The organism is Frankia sp. AiPa1, from assembly GCF_023243075.1.
GTDB lineage: Bacteria > Actinomycetota > Actinomycetes > Frankiales > Frankiaceae > Frankia.
The window spans coordinates 115,187-131,289 of record NZ_JALKFZ020000141.1 but is presented as its reverse complement, the minus strand read 5'-3'; the positions used below and the strand labels follow the sequence as shown (position 1 = coordinate 131,289).

9 protein-coding genes are annotated in these 16,103 nt (G+C 71.6%); all 9 read left to right on the top strand.

Going from position 1 to position 16,103, the window contains the following annotated elements:
* Positions 1-29 precede the first annotated feature (29 nt).
* The 9 genes from MXD95_RS15635 to scpA all read left to right on the top strand — a co-directional run bounded on the left by MXD95_RS15635 (position 30) and on the right by scpA (position 16,004).
* Positions 30-920 (top strand): sulfite exporter TauE/SafE family protein, encoded by an 891-nt coding sequence (locus MXD95_RS15635; protein WP_250641356.1) that lies wholly within the window; start codon positions 30-32, stop codon positions 918-920.
* Between the two features lie 286 nt (positions 921-1,206).
* The gene (locus MXD95_RS28555) at positions 1,207-2,151 is read left to right on the top strand and encodes a Trp biosynthesis-associated membrane protein (protein WP_285223649.1); all 945 of its coding nucleotides are present in this window, start codon (positions 1,207-1,209) and stop codon (positions 2,149-2,151) included.
* Entirely contained in the window at positions 2,141-4,894 is a 2,754-nt protein-coding gene (locus tag MXD95_RS15625) for a glycosyltransferase family 2 protein (RefSeq protein WP_250641355.1), read from the top strand. The genes MXD95_RS28555 and MXD95_RS15625 overlap by 11 nt, the downstream gene beginning before the upstream one ends.
* 419 nt (positions 4,895-5,313) lie before the next feature.
* The gene (locus tag MXD95_RS15620) at positions 5,314-6,918 is read left to right on the top strand and encodes a galactose oxidase early set domain-containing protein (protein WP_250641354.1); all 1,605 of its coding nucleotides are present in this window, start codon (positions 5,314-5,316) and stop codon (positions 6,916-6,918) included.
* A gap of 218 nt (positions 6,919-7,136) precedes the next feature.
* Complete coding sequence (locus MXD95_RS15615; RefSeq protein WP_374122042.1) at positions 7,137-8,273, top strand: glycoside hydrolase family 6 protein; 1,137 nt, start codon at positions 7,137-7,139, stop codon at positions 8,271-8,273.
* Positions 8,274-8,909: 636 nt separating this feature from the next.
* Complete coding sequence (locus MXD95_RS15610) at positions 8,910-10,124, top strand: glycoside hydrolase family 6 protein (RefSeq protein WP_250641352.1); 1,215 nt, start codon at positions 8,910-8,912, stop codon at positions 10,122-10,124.
* Between the two features lie 146 nt (positions 10,125-10,270).
* The gene (locus MXD95_RS15605) at positions 10,271-11,641 is read left to right on the top strand and encodes a type IV toxin-antitoxin system AbiEi family antitoxin domain-containing protein (protein WP_250641351.1); all 1,371 of its coding nucleotides are present in this window, start codon (positions 10,271-10,273) and stop codon (positions 11,639-11,641) included.
* Positions 11,642-11,733: 92 nt separating this feature from the next.
* Positions 11,734-13,647 carry a methylmalonyl-CoA mutase subunit beta gene (locus MXD95_RS15600; protein ID WP_250641350.1) on the top strand — a complete coding sequence of 638 codons (1,914 nt, stop codon included), beginning with the start codon at positions 11,734-11,736 and terminating at the stop codon, positions 13,645-13,647.
* Positions 13,647-16,004 carry a methylmalonyl-CoA mutase gene (scpA, locus tag MXD95_RS15595; RefSeq protein WP_250641349.1) on the top strand — a complete coding sequence of 786 codons (2,358 nt, stop codon included), beginning with the start codon at positions 13,647-13,649 and terminating at the stop codon, positions 16,002-16,004. Before MXD95_RS15600 ends, scpA begins: the two co-directional genes overlap by 1 nt.
* The last annotated feature ends 99 nt before the right edge of the window (positions 16,005-16,103 follow it).

Here is a 16,103-nt window from a genome sequence, read left to right as displayed (position 1 = left end):
GCGGGTGGGTGGGCGAGGAGGAAGATCAGGTGGGACCCGGCGACGCGCTGCTCACCATCGGAGCGGGTCTGCTCGCGGGCGCGGTCAACGCGATCGCCGGTGGCGGCACGCTCATCGCCTTCCCGGCGTTGCTCGCGACCGGTCTGCCAGCACTGACGGCCAACATCACCTCGTCGGTGGGACTGCTCACCGGGTATGCCGGCGGGGCGCTCGGATATCGCCGTGAGCTCGCCGACCAGGTCGACCGGCTGCGCGCGCTCGGTCCGCCCGCGTTGCTCGGCGGTGTCATCGGCGCCGTCGTTCTCCTGGCCACGCCGTCGTCGAGCTTCCGTGCCGTGGTGCCCTACCTCGTCCTGGCCTCCTGCCTGCTGCTGGCCGCCCAGACCCGGCTCGCCGCGCTGGTAGCCCGCCGCCGGGCCGCCGCATCCGCGGCCGTCGCCGCCAGGACGCACCCGGCCGCCGAGACGCCCGGAGCTGCCGGGACGTACCCAGGTGTCGGGACGTCCGCAGCAGTCGGGGCACCTCCAGTCATCGGAGCGTCCTCGGCCGACCGGACGGTCGCGGAGGTCACCTGGCCGACGCGGGCCGGGGTGCTCGTGGCTGGGGTGTACGGCTCCTACTTCGGTGCCGGGCTCGGTGTTCTGCTGCTCGGCGTGCTGGGCATCCTGCTCAGTGACGACCTGCAGCGCACCAACGGACTCAAGACCCTTCTTGCCTTCGGCGTGAACGGCGTGGGCGTCGTGGTGTTCCTGGTCACAGCGAAGGTGGCCTGGGGCTATGCCGGCATTCTTGTCGTGGCCTCGCTGGCCGGTGGCCTGATCGGCGCGCGGATCGCCCGCCGAATGCATCCCGCACTGTTGCGTGCCGCGGTCATCACGCTCGGCGTCGTCGTCGCGACCGTTCTCATCATCCGCAGGTGAGCATCATGTCAGGCAGGTGAAACGGTCAGGAAGCGTGCGGGCCGGATCACGTTCGGCGTCCAGCCGGGCGACCAGGAACCCTGCCAGGCGCAACCCTCACGTTCCTGCCGGGTTGGTGTCGCGGGACCGACCCCGTCGAGGCCTATTCGGTGGCCACCGCATAATCTGTACACACAGTGTTCCTGAGGAACGCTGACGTAACGGTAATCCTGTGCGGGCGCCGCAACATTAGCGTGTCGCTGCGCGTCTGTCAGCAGGGTTCTGTCCGGCGCGGATGTACGGACGGATGAGTGTTCCGTCGCGCCAGGGGGTGGCGCGGTATCGCGGTGCGGCAATGCGGATCGGCCTGATGGCCGCACCGCGTGGCCGTTTCGCTGGGAGGGGTTTCGTGTTCCACGACGAGCCGGGCGCCGGCGACCGGCAGGCCCTGGACGCCAGGGAGAACTGGGATGCTGGCGAGAACTGGGATGCCGGGGCCGACCTGGCCGACCCGGACGCGCCGGCCCCGTCGGCCCCGTTGGCTCAGGACCTCGCCGATGACGCGGCCCTCGCGGACAGCTCGGACACCGGGGGCAGCTCGGACGCCTGGGACAGCCCGGATACCGAGGACACTGCCGGGAGCGGGGGTGACGTCCGCGATCCCGCGCCCGCGCGGAACGTCTGGGCCGACCGTGCGCTGACGCTGTGTGCCCTGGCTGGACTGGTGGCCCTGCTCACCGTGCCGCGGACCTGGGCGAGCGCGACGCTGTCCGACCGGGGTGCACACCTGCTGGTCGCCACGCGCTCCGGCTGGGCCCTGGCGCCGACCGGCGCACTGGTGATCGTCGCCGCGGTGCTCGCGATCGTGGCCTGCCTGCTGGTGCGCTGGACCGGCCTTCGGATGCTGGCCGCGTTGCCGCTGGTATGTGGGGTGGCCATCGTCGCCCTGGCGCTCGGCCGGCGTCATGCCGCCGACCCGCTGCGGAGCACCATCGGCCGGCTGCGGATCGGCACCTTTCAGACCGACGAACCGGTCACGTCAAGTGGGCCCGGGGTCTGGCTCTGGGTCGCCCTGGCCTGCGGAGTCGTCATGGTCGGCGCGGCGGTGGGCTGGCTGGTACTCGAGCGCGGGCAGCGCGGGCCCGCGTCCCCCCGTGCCCTGAGGTCGTCTGGCACAGCGGCGTCCGCCGTCACCGCGAGGTCCCCGGGCAGCGCGGGCCGAGCCCACAGGAGCCGTCACCGTGGCGTATGACTACGCGTCGTTCTCGACGCTCGCCGGACCGTTGCAGGAGCCGCCGGCCCGGGGGGAGTACCACGTCGCCTATCGCAAGATCATGGTGGGACGGCATCTCTACCAGGTGCTGCCCCAGCTGATCGCCACGGTGGGCCTGTCGTCGCTGTTCTTCGTCTGGCTGATCCAGCCCGCGCACTATCCGCACGCCCGGTACCTGCCGACCGCGGTCCAGGTCGGCAATACGGTGATGTTCTGGCTGATCGTCGTGACCGAAGGTATCCGGCTGCTGAACTCGATCACACTGTGCTGGTCGGCGTTCATCATGCGCAATCCCATTCCCGTGCGTCCACCGACGGGTCTGCGGGTGGCGTTCACGACGACCATCGTGCCGTCCAAGGAACCTCTCGACGTCGTCCGGGACACCCTGATCGCGGCGCGTAACATCAAGCACGACTCGACGATCGACGTGTGGCTTCTCGACGAGGGCAACGATCCGGCGGTGCGAGCGATGTGTGCCGAGATCGGCATTCACCATTTCTCGCGTAAGGGCATCGAACGCTGGAACACCGGCCGCGGCCGATTCCGGGCGAAGACGAAGCACGGTAATCACAACGCGTGGCTGGACGCCCATGGCGATGGTTACGACGTGGTGCTTTCCGTCGACCCCGATCACATTCCCCTGCCGAACTTCGCCGAGCGCATGCTCGGCTACTTCCGGGACCCGAACGTCGCGTTCGTCGTCGGTCCGCAGGTCTATGGCAACTTCCGTCATTACCTCACCCGCGGGGCGGAGGCCCAGAACTACATGTTCCACTCGGTCGTCCAGCGGGCGGCCAACCGGTTCGCCTGCGGGATGTTCGTCGGTACGAACCACGCCTACCGGGTGGAGACGTGGCGGCAGATCGGGGGCTTCCAGGACTCCATCACCGAGGATCTCGCGACGTCCTTCGCCGTCCACGGCGCGCGCAACCCGACGACGAGGCACCGGTGGACCTCGGTCTACACGCCCGACGTGATCGCGGTCGGCGAGGGCCCGGCGACCTGGACGGATTTCTTCAGCCAGCAGTTGCGCTGGGCCCGCGGCGCCAACGAGGTGCTCGTCACCGAGGCCGCCAGCCGGATGCGCCGGCTTTCCTGGGGCCCTCGGCTGCACTACGCGACGCTGATGCTGCACTACCCGACCGTCGCACTGACCTGGATCCTCGGCATGATGCTCACGACGACGTACATGGCCTTGGGCTCCACCGGTGTCGTCGTGCACGTCTCGGCGTGGCTCGCGCTCTACTTCGACGTGTTCGCCGCGCGGCTGCTGCTGTACTTCTGGCTGCGCCGATTCAACACGAGCCCGCACGAGGAAGCCGGCAGCGCTGGAATGTCCGGAATCTTCGTGTCCGTGCTGTGCACACCCTTCTACTCGACGGCGCTGGTCGGCGCGGTGTTCCGCCGCAAGCTCGGTTTCGTCGTGACACCCAAGGGCGACCAGGCAAGCCCAGACCGGCTGATGACCTTCCGCAAGCATTTGTTCTGGGCGGCCTGGTCGGGCGGGTCGATCACCGCCGCCGCCGTCCTCGGGCACCTTTACCCGGCGAACATGGTCTGGGTCTCGCTGTCGCTGGTCACCTGTCTGATCCCGATCGGCCTGTGGGGTCTCGAACCGATCCTCGCCCCGCGGCGAGCCAAGGCCCCGAACCCACTGCCGGCCGCGCACGTGCCGGCCCCGAGACAGGCGGCCGAGGCCGCCTGGCCCATCCCCGGGCCAGGCTCGGAGCCCTCCACCCGCCCCGGCGCGCCCGCCGGTCGCGGGGCGACCAGCGTGATGAGGCCGGCATCACCGGCCGCACAACGGCGTGCGGCGGCGGACGACCCGGTCACCGAGGAGGTGCCGGCCGTGGTGGCCGCCGGATTCAGGGATCCGGTCACCGAGGAGGTGGAACTGTCCGACGGCCTCACCGCGGACGACGGCCTCACCATGGACACGGTCACCATCGTCGGTGCGCGTCCCCAGGGAGCTCCTCCACGCGGGCCGGCGGCACAGCCCGGTGGGCCGGTGCCAGCCGGCATCTCCGGGCGGGACCGTACTCCCGCCGGGGCGGGTGCGGGGGCCGACTCCGCCGCCAGCAATGGCGCCGCCACCGACGTCGACGGTCCGACCCTGCTGCTGTCCGCCGCGGAGGTGGCCGCTGTCACCGCACGGGCCGCCACGACCGGCGCGTCGGGCGGTAGGCCCGGCCGAGGCGGCGAGAGCGACCGGGACGGCGAGTCCGGCCAGGACCGAGAGCACAGCCAGGACCAAGAGCACAGCCAGGACCGAGACCGGGACAACGACACGGTCATCACCCGTGCCCTGCCCGACTCGCCGGCCCGCCTGCCCAAGGATCCCGGCCGCTCCGACGAGGAACGTGCCCGGGAGCACCTGGCCGCCAGCCGGCCCGTGCGGACCGACGCGGCACGCGGGGGCAAGGGCGGTTCCGGGCACGATGATGCTGGTGATCACCGTGCGGGAGATGGTCCGGACCGGCGCGGCGCGCGCCCGTCCACTCCGCCGATACCGGTGGGGGAGCGGGTGTCCGCGGGACGCACACCCGCTGCCGCTTCGTCCTACGCCGAGCAGGAGACGGTCATCACCGCTCGCCGCGAGGAACTCGCCGGAGTCGGCGCCGCGGTCGGTGACCAACCGGCCTATGTCGAGGACGTGACGATGCGCCTTACCCCGCGTCGGCGTCGGGTTTCCCTTGATGGCCTGCTTGAGGAGCTTGGCTGATGGCCGACCGTGCGCGGCGCCGCGATCACCGACCGGAACCCGACGAGCCGACGGTTACCGACCTGCCGGCTCTCGGTGGTGCCGCGTCCGCGGGAGACGGTGCGCGCCGTCCCGCTTCCGACCGGCGTCCGGAGCTCGACCGGCGCATCGAGCCCGACCGGCGGGGGGAATCGGAGCGGCGAGGTGGATCGGACCGGTGGGCTGAGCCCCCTGAACGTCCCGCCCCGGGCCGTGCCCCCGGGCCCGACCGGCACCCAGCGACGGACCACCGCCCGGAGCCTGGCCACCGCGCGAGGTCGGCCCGCCCCGCGGAGCCGGGCCGTCGGCCCGCGGCTGATCGTCGGACCGGGCCGGGCCACCGGTCCGAGGCTGACCGCCGTTCGGAATCAGGAAACCGTAATCCCCTGGACGATCCGCGGATGGCGCCGGTGGTGGCGACGCCGACGAAGTCCCGCCGTCGCCGGCGGATCCTGCAGGCCTCGATCATCGTCCTCGTGGTGCTGGCCGGCAACTTCCCTTATGTCAACTCCTGGGCGTCCGACCGGCTCAACGAGTGGCGGTCGCACCAGCCGGACTACATGCGCACGAACGGGCGCTGGGACATCGTGGCGGACAGTGGGTCGCGCTCGATCCACGCGGCGATGCTGCGCACCGGCAAGGTGCTGCTGATGGCCGGCTCGGGCAACGACAAGAAGAACTTCGACGCCAAGCGGTACGAGACCGTCCTGTGGGACCCGGTCGCGAACACGTTCCAGAAGATCTACACCCCCTGGGACCTCTTCTGCGCCGGGCATGCCTTCCTGCCCAACGGTGACCTGCTCATCGCCGGTGGCACCAAGGCGTACGAGGTCCTCGCCCAGGACGCCCCCGACGGCAAAAAGAAGGAATACGAGGGGCTGAAGGACGCCTACCTGTTCGACCCGATAACCGAGCATTATACCAAGACCGGCTTTCTGCGGCACGCCCGCTGGTATCCGACGCTGGTCACACTCGCCAACGGGGCGGTGGTCGCCGTATCCGGGCTGAACGAGAAAGGCGACATCGACCCGGGCAACACCGAGTCGTACGACAGCGCCTCCGCGAGCTGGATCGAGCACCCCGAGCTGGTCAAGGAGTTCCCGACCTACCCGTCGCTGCTGCTGACCGCGGACGGCCGGCTGTTCTTCTCCGGGGCGAACGCGGGTTACGGCCCGGCGTCACTGGAGGCGCGGCAGTCCGGGTTGTGGAACCTCACGAACAACAACTTCCAGCCTGTGACGGGCCTGCCGCTGCCCGAGGTCAACGAGACGGCCGGCACGGTGCTGCTCGCCCCGGCGCAGGACCAGAAGATCATGTTCATCGGCGGCGGTGGCGTCGGCGACACCCAGGTGGCCACCGACCGGACCGCGATCGTCGACCTGACGAAGCCCCAGCCCGTCTGGGAGCGTGGTGCAGACCTCAGCTCGCCCAAGCGCTATCCGGGCGCGGTCGTGCTGCCCGACGACACGGTGCTGGTCTCGGGTGGCTCCCGGCGCTACCGGGCCAAGGACACCCTGACCGCCGAGATCTACAACCCGACGACGAACACCTTCCGCAAGGTGGCCGACCCGCACGTCGGCCGGGACTATCACTCCGAGTACATCCTGCTCCCGGATGGACGGGTGGCGGTGTTCGGGTCCAACCCGCTCAGCGACGACAACACCTTCGAGACGAGGGTCGAGGTCTACTCGCCGCCGTACCTGTACGCCGGGACGCGTCCGGTGATTCGCACTGCGCCGAACGCCGTGACGCGCGGTACTTCCCTCACCCTGAAAGTGTCCCAGAAAGTCGCAAAGGTCCGATTGATCCGGCCGGGAGCCTACACTCACGTGACGGATACCGAGCAACGATCCGTGGCTCTGCCGATCGCGTCCCAGGCAGACGGTACGGTCACGGTGAGCGTGCCGACGAACCCGAACGTTCTGCCGGGTGACTACTACATGCTCTTTGTCGACAACGGGGCAGGCGTGCCGTCGGTCGCCAGCTGGGTGCATGTGGCCCAGTGACGCCCGGCGGTGCAGGCTGCCCCGAGCTCTGTCCGCCCTGCCCCTGACCGCCCCGCCTCCTGTCCCTGCTCGCCCTGCCCACTTCGTTCGACCTTGCCCACCCTGCGCGCGCCGGCCTTCGGCGAGGCCTGATCCGCGAGCCGCCGCCAGACCCTCGCGTCACCACCTGTCACGCGAGTCTCCGCAGAGAGGACGCCGCCGTGCCGTCAACCAGGTCGATGCCCGTGACCCGGGAGCCTGCGCGCCGGGGCGCCGCGGTCCTGGCCTTCACGGCACTGCTGGCGCTGGCGGCCTCGCTGGCCGGATGCGGCCTGGGCGGCGGGGATGACGGGCGTTCGGACGGAGGATCAGGCCGGACCGGAGGGGCCACCGCCGCGGCGCCGGTACCCGCGCCGGACCGCACCCGCTGCCCGGTCGGCGGGGCCGACGCCGTGAACCAGACGGCGATCGCCGCTCCCGACAGCGACGGCGCCGCCACCCGCGCGCCCCGGGCGCCGTTCCTCGCCGATCCGGACAGCCAGGCGGCGCAGCGCGCCGCCGCTCATCGCGACGAGGCGGCCACGATCGCGACGCTGGTGCGGACCCCCACCGCGTTCCCGGTGGGCGACTGGATCAAGGACGTGGCTGGCGAGGTGCACGCTCGGGCCGCCGCCGCGCAGGCGGCCGGTTCCACCGCGGTGTACATGGTGTACGCGATCCCGCACCGGGACGTGGGTGCCGGCTACTCATCCGGGGGCCTGCCCGACGCCGGCTCCTACCGTCAGTTCACCAGCCAGGTCGCGGCCGGCATCGGCGGCGCCCGGGCCGTCGTCGTCCTCGAACCGGATGCGCTCGGCCAGATCGACGAGCTTGACGCCGGCCAGGCCCAGGAGCGCTATGCCCTGTTGCGCGACGCGATCGACGTCTATGGCGGCCTGCCCGCGACCAGTGTCTATCTCGACGGCGCCAACTGTGGTTGGACCGACGCCGCGGAGATGGCCCGCCGCCTGGTCCAGGCCGGGGTGACACATGCCCGCGGATTCGCGGTCAACGTGGCGAACTACTACGCCACCGCGGATGAGGCGGCCCGCGGCGAGGTGCTCTCCCGGCTGCTCGGCGGCGCCCACTATGTCATCGACACCTCCCGCAACGGCCGGGGCCCCGCGACCGGCATCTCGCACCCCTGGTGCAACCCGCCCGGGCGCGGACTCGGCGACCGACCGACGACCGACACCGGCTATCCCCACGCGGACGCGTTCCTGTGGGTCAAGACCCCCGGCGCCAGCGACGGTGAATGCGGCCGTGGCGACCCCGAGGCCGGTGCGTGGTGGCCGCAGGCCGCCGCCGACCTCGTCCACAACGCCGCCGCCAACTGACGCGGAGCCTTTTCTCGTCACCGGTCAATGTCCACGCATTCCGGTTTCTGCCGCTGCTTCCCTGCCCGCTCTGCCTTTCTGCCCGCTCTGCCCTTCTGCCCGCGCTGCCGCTGTGGGCGGTGACTCCTGTCGGCCGCGATGTCCGCCTGTTCCAGTGGTGGCGAAGGATGCGCCTCGACCTGGGCTGCTGCGGGTGCGGGCCGGGCTGCGTCGAGGTGGAACAGGGCCGACCCGGATCGGACGGAACCCGTCTGCGGGCGACCGGCGATCGTGATGGCCGTTTCACATCTCCACGACAACGAACCAGGCGTGTGGTGGGAATTCTGGCAGTTTCCTGTGCTTGTGGCCATCGGTAGGTCTCCTTCGGCCGCCGTAACCTCTCGAAAGTCTCAACGTTCGGATTGCCTGATCCGTCCGTACACCGTCGTCGGCCTTCGCCGGTTCGGTGCTCGATAACCTGCTGCCAACGACCTGGGCCACCGCCGTCCCAGGTCGTTGTCCTGGGTCGTTACCTGGGCCGTCGCCCGGAGTCTCCCTGTTCTGCCGGTAGCCGGAGGTCGTGTGTCGAACGCCCCGATCCGCCGCCACCGTCGGCTTCCCGCCGGGACTGGTTCCCACGGGCAGCGGCGATTCCGAGTGGGCCTGGGTGCCGGTGCCCTGCTGCTGATGTGTGCGGGTTTCGGTCTGCAGCAGACACTCGGTCCGGGACAGGGCGCTGCCGGCGGCTCGAGCATGGTCGCCGCCCGGCCCGGCGTGATCGATCCCGCCCCGACCTCGTCCGCTCGGTCGGGCGGCGACGGGGACGGTGCCGGCCGGACAGCGTCGCCGGACCGTCCCTCGGCCTCCGCCGCGGGCAGTCCCACCGCAACCCGGCTGGCGGGCGCCCGTGGCCCGTCCGGGACCGGTGCGACGGCATCCATGAGCGCGGCCTCGTCGCTGGCTGCCGGCTCCGGCGTGGCTGCTGCCGTCGGAGATCCGTTTGCCTCGGCCAACCTGTACGTCGACCCCGACAGTGACGCGGCCCGGGCGGTGAACACGCTGCGCGCGACCGATCCGGCGGGGGCGCAGACGCTGTCCCGCATTGCCGATCACGGGCATGCCGACTGGTTCGGCGATCCGAATCCGACCACGGTACGTACCCAGGTCGCCCAGCGGGTGCGGGTCGCGCGGGCCGCGGGCGCCCTGCCGCTGCTCGTCGCCTACGCCATTGCGCAGCGGGACTGCGGCGGCGGGCAGTCCGTCGGCGGCGTGGCCGACCAGGCGGCCTACCCGGCCTGGATCGACGCCTTCGCCGCCGGGCTCGGCCAGGGAGCGGCCGCGGTCATCGTCGAACCGGACGCGCTGGCTCAGATGGACTGTCTGTCCCCAGCCGCCACGACGGCTCGCTACGCCATGCTGAACTACGCCGTCGACAAGCTTGCCGGCACCGGGGCCGACGTCTATCTTGACGCCGGCCACGCGGACTGGCAGCCCGCCGCGGTCATGGCCTCCCGGCTGCGTCTGGCGGGGGTGGAGCGGGCCCGCGGGTTCGCGCTGAACGTCTCGAACTTCGACGACACGGCCAGCGAGATCGTCTACGGCGACGCCGTGGTCGCGGCCGTCGGTGGCGGGGCGCACTACGTCGTGGACACCTCGCGCAACGGGCGTGGGCCGGCCGCCGACAACACCTGGTGCAATCCGCCCGGGCGCGGTCTCGGCGTGGCGCCGACCGCTGCCACCGGAAACCCGCGGGTCGACGCCTTTCTGTGGGTGAAGGTGCCCGGCGAGTCGGACGGCGCCTGCAACGGCGGCCCAGCGGCTGGACAGTGGTGGCTCGAGTATGCCCAGGGCCTGGCCAGCCGGGCGGCCTGACGCGCGGTATCCCGCGGAGTGCACGCAGACATTCCGGCGATGTGGTGGTCGGGCAAGGTGCCTGTTCACCGGCTTGCCGCCAGGCGTTATCCACAGATTTTTCCGGGCTCTGGATCGGCGGCCCGCAGTCCTGGATTCTCGAGCCCATGACCTTCTCGACCTCGGCCTCGACCCAGCCGACCCGACCCGCGCACGCCGCCTATCCCGGTCTCGACCCGGCGCTGGCGCTGGCCCGCGCGCAAGGCGGAATGATCACGTTTCGCCAGGCGATCGATTCCGGACTCACCCGCGGCCAGCTCCGCCGGCTCGTCCTGTCCGGGCAGTGGAACCACCCGGTGCGCGGTGCCTTCGTCGTCCCGTCGGCGGCGCGGCGCCCTGCGAGTCCCAGCGGCGGGGTGGGCGTCCCCACACCGAAGCGGCCGGATCTTGTGGTGGTGTCCGACCGGCCCGGTGTTCCCGTCGACTCTGGTAACCCCGTCGGCTCTGGCGGCCCAGCGGCCTTGGGCGGTCGCGGGGCCCCGGGAGACCATGGTGTCGAAGCCGGGGCGGTAGGCCTGCCGCCCGCCACCGGAACGCTGGCGGCCCGGGTTCGCGCCGCGCTGGTCGGCCGCCCGCAGGCGGTGGCCTGTGGTGTCACCGCGGCCCGGCTGCTCGGCTTCGCGGCGCCCGGTCTCCCCGCGGCGGGCTATCCCACCTTCGGTTCGATGTCGCCCACTTTCGGTTCGATGTCGCCCGGTTCGCTCGGGCCACAGGCGTTTCTGCCCGGGACGTTCCTCCCGGGGCTGTCGGTGCTGGAGACGGCGGGAACCGGCGCGGTCGAGTCCGCCCTGTCCGTACCCGGATCAGTCGGCGGCGCCGATGACGGGTCGGAGCCCGTCCATCTCATCCTGCCGGCCCGGCTCACCCGGGCCCAGCCCCGCGGGATCCGGCTGCATTTCACTGATCTGGCCGCCACGGAGCGGATCGAGCACGACGGTATTCCGTTGACCTCGCCGGAGCGGACCCTTGCCGATCTGGTGCTGGCCGCACCCGGTCGTGAGGCTGCCGTCGCTGTCATGGACGCGGCCCTGCACGCCGCGATGGTGCCGGACCTGCGGGCCGTCCGGCATTCGGTGACCGGTCGGCGTGGGTACCGTCGCGTGCAGGCCTGGTGGTCACTCGCCGACCGGCGCGCCCAGTCGCCGTTGGAGACGCGGCTGCGGCTGCTGTTCGCCGACGCGGGGCTTGCCCCGCCGCGCCCCCAGTGGGCGGTGTCCGACGCCGCCGGGCAGGTCATCGCCCAGCTGGACCTGGCCTGGCCGGCGCTGCGTGTCGCGGTCGAGGCGGACCTGGCCCCGGCCAGCCGCCCCGCGGCCATGATGCACCGGGAGCGCCAGCGGGCCAACCTGCTGGCCGCGATGCACTGGACGGTCCTGCGCTTCAGCGACCTCGACGTCGCCTGGTTCCCGGAGCGCGTCGCGGAGACGGTGGCGCGATGCCTGTCCGGCGCGCCCTCCCTGGGCCGGCAAGCCTCGTGAGGGGGGCCACCATCGGGCCAAACGTGTGCGAGGGCTTGTGACAGGAAGTACATTACGAGCCTCCCACCACCCGCCGGCCTACGATCCGGTGCATGAGCGTTCCCCCTGCCGGGCTGTCGCTGGCCGCCGACTTTCCGGAGACCACGCGGGACGAGTGGCAGAAGCTGGTCCTCGGGGTCCTGCGCAAATCCGGTGTGGCGAGTGAGGCGAACACTCCGGCCGATGTCGAGGATCTGCTCGCCACACCGACGTACGAGGGGCCACGCATACAGCCGCTCTACACCGCGGCCGCCCCCCCCCCCCGGGGCGTCGGCCTGCCGGGTCTTGCCCCGTTTGTGCGCGGTGCGCGTCCGCAGGGGGCGGTCGGCAGCGGCTGGGATGTACGAGCTCTGCATGCCGGGCCGGACCCGAAGGCCGCGGCCGTCGACGTGCTTGCCGACCTGGAGAACGGCGTCACCTCCCTGTGGCTGCGGCTGGGCGAGGGTGGCCTGCCGATCGACGCGCTCGGGACGGTGCTCGCGCAGGTCTACCTCGAACTCGCCCCCGTCGCCCTCGACGCGGGCGCACACGCGACGCAGGCGGCCCAGGAGTTGTGGCGGGTGGCCGACGCCCGCGGCGTGCTCGGCTCCCAGCTGGCCGGCACCCTCGGCGCCGACCCGATCGGTCTTGCGGCCCGGGCTGGGCTCGGCGCATCCGAGCCGGCCGGGCTCGCCGAGGTGACAGCCCTGGCGCGGCGCTGCGCGGGCGAGTTTCCTGGCCTGCGCGCGCTGGTGGTGGACGCCCAGCCGTACCACAGCGCCGGTGGCAGCGATGCGCAGGAACTCGCCGCCTCGCTCGCCACCGGGGTGGCCTACCTGCGTGCGCTTACCGACGCGGGGCTGGGTCTTGCCGAGGCCCTCGGCCAGCTGGAGTTCCGCTACACGGTCACCGCCGACCAGTTCAGCTCGATCGCGAAGCTGCGGGCGGCGCGTCGGCTGTGGGCGCGGGTCGCCGAGGTGAGTGGCGCTGCGCCGGCCGAACGGGCCCAGCGCCAGCACGCGGTCACCTCCGCGGCGATGATGACCCGGCGTGACCCTTGGGTGAACATGCTGCGCACGACGCTGGCCTGCTTCGCCGCCGGGGTGGGCGGCGCCGACGCGGTCACCGTGCTGCCCTTCGACACCCGCCTCGGTCTGGCCGACGACTTCTCCCGTCGGATCGCCCGCAACACCCAGATCCTGCTGCAGGAGGAATCAAGTCTCATCCGGGTGATCGACCCGGCCGGCGGCTCCTGGTTCGTCGAGTCGCTCACCGACCGGCTCGCCGAGGCGGCGTGGTCCGCCTTCACCGAGATCGAGCGGGCCGGCGGAATCGTCGCCGCACTGCGCGACGGGTTGGTCGCCGAGCAGATCACGGCCAGCCGGTCCGCCCGCGCGGAGGCGATCGCCCACCGGCGGGATCCGATCACCGGCGTCAGCGAGTTTCCCAACGTCGCGGAGAAGCTTCCCGAGCGCGTCCCGGCCCCGCCCGTCGTGCTGCCCGCCTCCGCGGACTCCGTGGTCGCGGGTCTGCCGGAGATCTACTACGACGCGGACTTCGAGGCTCTGCGCGCGCGTGCCGACGCGCACCTCGCAGTGGCCGACCGGCCGGCGGTCTTTCTGGTGACGCTGGGCAGCGCCGCCGCGTCGACGGCGCGCGCCTCCTTCGCCGCGAACCTGTTCCAGGCCGGCGGGTTCGAGACTCCGACCTCGGGTGTCGGCACCGACCCGGCGGCGATCGCCGCGGCCTTCACCGCGTCCGGTGCGGCCGTGGCCTGCCTGTGCTCGGCGGACAAGGTCTACGCCGAGCATGCCGCCGCGGTGACCAGGGCGTTGCGCGCCGCGGGTGCGGGCCAGGTGTGGCTGGCCGGCAAACCCGGCTCTCGGGCCGACGCCGACGCCGAGGCCGGCATCGGCGGATACGTGTTCACAGGATGTAACGCCGTCGCGGTACTCGAGGCGGCGCTGGCCGAGGCGGGAGTCGCCTGATGTCCGTCGACAGCACCAACCAGCCCAGCCCGGCAGAGCAGTCCGCCGTGCCGGCGTCGTCCGCTGGGGCCGCCGCGGCCGGGACGCCGCCCGGTGGAACCTCTTCGACCGGGACTCCGCCCGTCAGGTCGGCGTCCGGCGTGATCCCGGACTTCTCCGCTGTCGCGCTGGGCGGCCCGCCGGCCGGCGCCGATGTGCCCGAGCGGGAATGGCGTGCCGCCGTCGAGGCGGCGACCGGCAAGGATGTCGAAGCCCTGACCTGGGACACCCCCGAAGGCATCGCCGTCAAGCCGCTCTACACGGCGGCCGACACCGACGGCCTCGACTTTCTGGGTACCTACCCGGGGGTTGCCCCGTTCCTGCGCGGGCCCTATCCCGCGATGTATGTCACGCAACCGTGGACGATTCGCCAGTACGCCGGTTTCTCCACCGCCGCGGCGTCCAACGCGTTCTACCGGCGGAATCTCGCGGCCGGCCAGAAGGGCCTGTCAGTCGCCTTCGACCTGCCCACCCACCGCGGCTACGACTCCGACCATCCACGGGTCACCGGTGACGTGGGCATGGCGGGCGTCGCGATCGACTCCATCCTCGACATGCGCCAGCTGTTCGACGGCATCCCGTTGGACCGGATGAGCGTGTCGATGACCATGAACGGCGCCGTCCTGCCGGTGCTCGCGCTCTACATCGTCGCGGCCGAGGAGCAGGGGGTGGCGCCCGAGCAGCTCGCCGGGACCATCCAGAACGACATCCTCAAGGAATTCATGGTCCGCAACACCTATATCTACCCGCCGCAGCCGTCGATGCAGATCATCTCGGACATCTTCTCGTTCACCTCGCAGCGGATGCCGAAATTCAACTCGATCTCCATTTCCGGTTACCACATGCAGGAGGCCGGAGCGACGGCCGACCTCGAACTTGCCTATACGCTGGCGGACGGCGTGGAGTACATCCGGGCGGGTCTTGCCGCCGGGCTGGAAATCGATGCGTTCGCGCCCCGGCTGTCATTTTTCTGGGCGATCGGCATGAACTTCTTCATGGAGGTCGCGAAGCTGCGCGCCGCCCGGCTGCTGTGGGCGAAGCTGGTCAAGCAGTTCGACCCGAGGAGCGCCAAGTCGCTGTCGCTGCGCACCCACTCGCAGACGTCGGGCTGGTCGCTGACCGCCCAGGACGTGTTCAACAACGTGGTGCGCACCTGCGTGGAGGCGATGGCCGCCACCCAGGGCCACACCCAGTCGCTGCACACCAACGCGCTCGACGAGGCGCTGGCGCTGCCCACCGACTTCTCCGCCCGCATCGCCCGCAACACCCAGTTGCTCCTGCAGCAGGAGTCGCGCACCACGAGGGTCATCGACCCTTGGGGCGGCAGCTACTACGTCGAACGCCTCACTTACGATCTTGCCCGGAAAGCCTGGGGGCACATCGCCGAGGTGGAGGCGTCCGGCGGCATGGCGCAGGCCATCGATGCCGGCATCCCGAAGATGCGCATCGAGGAGGCCGCCGCGCGTACCCAGGCGCGGATCGACTCGGGCCGTCAGCCGCTGATCGGGGTGAACAAGTACCGGGTCGACGCCGACGAGGCCATCGAGGTGCTCAAGGTCGACAACTCGGCGGTGCGCACCGAGCAGGTCGACAAGCTGCGCCGGCTGCGGGACGAGCGGGACGGCCCCACCGTCGAGGCGGCGCTGCACGCGCTGACCGCCGCCGCAGACGCCGCCCGCGACGGGCGCCGGGGACAGGGCCTCGAGCAGAACCTGCTGGCGCTTGCCGTCGACGCCGCCCGGGCCAAGGCGACGGTGGGGGAGATCTCCGACGCGCTGGAGAAGGTCTACGGGCGCCATTCGGGCCAGATCCGTACCATTTCCGGCGTGTACCGGGACGAGGCGGGACCTGCCGGCAACATCGCCGCCGCCCGCGAGGCGGCAGCCGAGTTCGAGCGGCAGGAGGGGCGCCGCCCGCGCATCCTCGTGGCCAAGATGGGCCAGGACGGCCACGACCGCGGCCAGAAGGTGATCGCCAGCGCCTTCGCCGACATCGGTTTCGACGTGGACGTCGGCCCGTTGTTCCAGACGCCCGCCGAGGTCGCCCGCCAAGCGGTCGAGGCGGATGTGCAGATCGTCGGCGTCTCGTCGCTCGCCGCCGGGCACCTCACCCTGGTGCCGGCGCTGCGCGAGGAGCTCGCGGCGCTCGACCGGTCCGACATCCTCATCGTGGTTGGCGGCGTCATCCCGCCCGGCGACTTCGACGAGCTGCGGGCGGCCGGCGCGGCGGCGATCTTCCCGCCCGGGACGGTGATCGCCGACGCCGCACTGGACCTGCTGACCGCCCTGTCCGCGCAGCTCGGCCACACCGCCACCTGAGCGTGGGCGCCGCCGTGAGCGAGCTGTCCCCGGGACTGGAACCGTCACCGTTGCTCCTGGTCGCACGGGTGACGGCATCGCCACCGCGATCGCCGTCGG